Source organism: Aromatoleum evansii (assembly GCF_012910805.1).
Lineage (GTDB): Bacteria > Pseudomonadota > Gammaproteobacteria > Burkholderiales > Rhodocyclaceae > Aromatoleum > Aromatoleum evansii.
The window spans coordinates 1-3,286 of the sequence record NZ_WTVK01000133.1 but is presented as its reverse complement, the minus strand read 5'-3'; the positions used below and the strand labels follow the sequence as shown (position 1 = coordinate 3,286).

General features: G+C 66.7%; 3 protein-coding genes and 1 rRNA gene. 3 read left to right on the top strand and 1 reads right to left on the bottom strand.

What is annotated here, in order from left to right; all coding sequences use genetic code 11:
• The first annotated feature begins 7 nt into the window (after positions 1–7).
• From rrf to GO615_RS27340, 3 genes are all read left to right on the top strand, one after another.
• Positions 8–121, top strand: a 5S ribosomal RNA gene (rrf, locus tag GO615_RS27350).
• Positions 122–262: 141 nt separating this feature from the next.
• A complete protein-coding gene (locus GO615_RS27345) occupies positions 263–1,426 on the top strand; it encodes a UbiH/UbiF family hydroxylase (protein ID WP_169133000.1) in 1,164 nt (387 codons plus the stop codon).
• 16 nt (positions 1,427–1,442) lie between these two features.
• Positions 1,443–2,165, top strand: coding sequence for a DsbC family protein (locus GO615_RS27340; RefSeq protein ID WP_211167400.1), 723 nt, complete (start codon positions 1,443–1,445; stop codon positions 2,163–2,165).
• 34 nt (positions 2,166–2,199) lie between these two features.
• On the opposite strand, the gene mltA is transcribed toward GO615_RS27340, so the two are convergent.
• Positions 2,200–3,286 (bottom strand): murein transglycosylase A (gene mltA, locus GO615_RS27335; protein WP_500676352.1); only part of this gene is annotated, 1,087 nt, incomplete at its 5' end.

Genomic DNA, 3,286 nt, shown 5'->3' with positions numbered 1-3,286 from the left:
CTTACAGTCTGACGACCATAGCGTCCCGGAACCACTCCTTCCCATCCCGAACAGGACAGTGAAACAGGACCGCGCCGATGATAGTGCTCTTCGTGAGTGCGAAAGTAGGTCATCGTCAGACTAACTATTCCGAAAAAGCCGCTCCTCCTCCACAGGTCGAGCGGCTTTTTCACGTCTACGTCCCGCACGGTCCGTGTCCTGCGACCGTGACTTGAGCGGGCGCATCGTGCAGAATCGCCACTCTTCACCGGATTGGCTTTTCATGGATTTCGATCTGATCATCGTGGGTGGCGGGCTCGCCGGTGCAAGCCTCGCAGCCGCCCTGCAGGGAACCCGCTACCGCATCGCCCTTGTCGAGGCGCGCGCACCGGCTGTCGTCGAAGGCTGGGATCCGCGTGTCTATGCGATCAGTCCTTCATGTGCGGATTTCCTGCGCGAAATCGGGATCTGGCAGCATCTCGATTCAGCGCGGATTGCCCCCGTACACGCGATGTCCATTCGAGGGGACGCGGGCGGGGAGCTCGGGTTTTCGTCTTACGACAGCGGCCTGTCGGAGCTTGCCTGGATCGTCGAGTCGGGGCGCATGCAGCGCGAGTTGTGGGAAACGGTAAAGCGGCAGCACAACGTCACCATGCTGGTGGGCGGAGTACCGGAAGCGATGGCGGTGGAGCGGGACAGTGTCTCGCTCGCGCTGCCCGGCCGCAAGACGGTTTACGGCCGGCTGGTGGTGGGGGCGGATGGGGTGAATTCGTGGGTGCGGGCGCAGGCGGGCATCGACGCTGAGATCACGCCCTACGGGGAGCGTGGTGTGGTGGCCAATTTCTCCTGTATGGAGGATCACCGCAATCGCGCCTTCCAGTGGTTCCGCGAGGATGGGATCCTCGCATTGTTGCCTCTGCCGGGACGGATGGTGTCCATGGTCTGGTCGTGTGCTGACGACTTCGCCGATTCGCTGCTTGCGCTGGAGGGCGGGGCGCTAGGCCGGCGCGTCGCTGACGCCGCGGACGGTGTGCTGGGGGCGATGGAACTGGTGACCCCCGCGCAGGCATTCCCGCTGCGTTTCATGCGCGTCGCATCGGTGGTGAAGGAGCGTGTTGCGCTGGTCGGCGACGCCGCGCATGCGATCCACCCGCTTTCGGGCCACGGTATCAATCTGGGTTTCCAGGATGCACGGGCGCTCGCCGAGCGGCTCAAGAAGCTTCCGACTTGGCGCGACCCCGGCGAGCTTGCCGTGCTGCGGGGCTATGCCAGGGCGCGCGCAGAAGAGCCTTTTCTCGTGCAATATGCGACGCACGGACTGAACCGCCTGTTCGGCTCGCGCAATCCGCTGCTCGCGGCGGTGCGCAACGCCGGTTTGAACCTCACGGACCGTTTGCCGGTCGTACGGAACGCGCTCGTGCGTTATGCAGCGAGCGGCCGATTCTGATTCCATGGAGATGCAGATGCTGAAGAAGGTAATTCGTCCTCTGGTTGCGGCCCTCGGCCTGGTGCTGGCGGCTCAGGGGGCGGCCCGCGCGGACGAGGCGGACGTGAAGAAGTCTGTGGAGGCCTTCATTGGCGCGCCCGCGGTCGAGTCGGTGGCGAAGGTGCCGTATGGCGGGCTGTACGAGGTCGTCATGAAGAGCGGGGAGCTGGTCTACACGGACGAGAAGGCGAGCTTCTTCCTCGACGGGCGGCTGATCGATACCAAGACGCGCAAGGATGTCACCGCGGCGCGCATGGCGCAGCTGTCGTCGATCGACTTCGCCGCGCTGCCGCTCGATCAGGCGATCAAGCAGGTGCGCGGTAACGGTTCGCGCGTGGTCGTGACCTTCGAGGATCCGAACTGCACGTACTGCAAGCGGCTCGGCAAGGAACTCGCGCAGATGAAGGACGTGACGCTGTACACCTTCCTGTTCCCGATCCTGAGTCCCGACTCGACGGAGAAGTCGCGCAACATCTGGTGCGCGAAGGACCGCGCGAAGGCCTGGAACGACTGGATCCTCGAGGCGAAGACGCCGGCCGCCGCGAAGTGCGACAGCGCCGTGGTCGATCGCAATGTGGCCTTGGGCCAGAAGCTGCGCATCAACGGCACGCCGACGATCTTCCTCGCCGACGGGCGCCGGCTGGGTGGCTATGTGCCGGCGGCGGAGCTCGAACAGCAGCTGGTGAGCGTCGCGAAGTAAGACGAGAGCACGACGGCGCCCGCGGGCGCCGTTCTCACATCCCGGCGGTGCCCGCTCCGAGCGGGCTCGCATCGTTCGGCAGAAGGACCCACAGCTGGCCCTGCTGGCGCATGCGGCCGGCCTGCACGCCGGCGTCGGCGCCCAGGCCCCAGAAGAAGTCCGCCCTGACCGCGCCCTTGATGGCGCCGCCGGTATCCTGGGCAAGCATCAGCCGACGCAAGGGGCGCTCGCTGTTCGGCGCGGTGGTGGCGAGGAATACGGGCGCGCCGAGCGGGATGGTGCGCGGATCGACGGCCAGGCTGCGGCCCGCGGTGAGCGGCACGCCGAGCGCGCCGGTCGGGCCGCCGTTCGAGGGCGGCATTTCCTTGAAGAACACGTAGCTCGGGTTGCTGTGCAGCAGCTCCGAGAGACGGTGGGGGTTGTTGCGCGCCCAGTTCTTGATGCCGTCCATCGAGGCCTTCTCGAGCGGGAGTTCCCCCTGGTTCACGAGCCAGCGGCCGATCGACTGATAGGGGTGACCGTTCTGGTCTGCGTAGCCGATGCGGGCCTGGCTGCCGTCGGGCAACTCCACGCGGCCGGAGCCCTGAACCTGCAGGAAAAAGAGGTCGATGGGGTCGGCCGCCCACATCAGGGTCGGCGCGGGGGTGCGCTCCTGCATGCCGTCGAGTTCCGCGCGCGACCAGTAGGGAACGACCTTGTTGCCGACCAGGCGGCCGCGCAGGCGCAAGCCGCGCAGGTCGGGGTAGAGGTCGCCGAAGTCGATCGTGAGCATGTCGGCGGGCACGCCATGGACCGGCCAGCGGTAGCGCTCGGAGCGCGCACGGCTGCCCTTGATGATGGGCTCGTAGTATCCGGTGATCAGGCCTTCGCTGGTGCCGTCGGGGTTGCGCACGGCCCATGGGGTGAGGCGCGTTTCGAGGAACTGGCGGACGGTGCCCGCGCCCGGCGCGTCGCCGAGGCGTTGCGCGTCCTCGCACACGCGCTGCCAGCGTGCCTGCTTGACGAGCGCCTTGCAGGATTGGCGCAGGGCCGGCCAGGCTTGCGCGAGGTCGTCGCTGCGCCAGTCGGGCAGTTCGTCCCAGCTCGTGCGCTGCAACTGTCTCTTATCCACATCTCCGAGA

What these genes read in the sequence shown, in the direction of transcription:
- GO615_RS27345 (WP_169133000.1), top strand. Translation starts at nt 263, where the DNA reads ATGGATTTCGATCTGATCATCGTGGGTGGCGGGCTCGCCGGTGCAAGC.
- GO615_RS27340 (WP_211167400.1), top strand. Translation starts at nt 1,443, where the DNA reads ATGCTGAAGAAGGTAATTCGTCCTCTGGTTGCGGCCCTCGGCCTGGTG.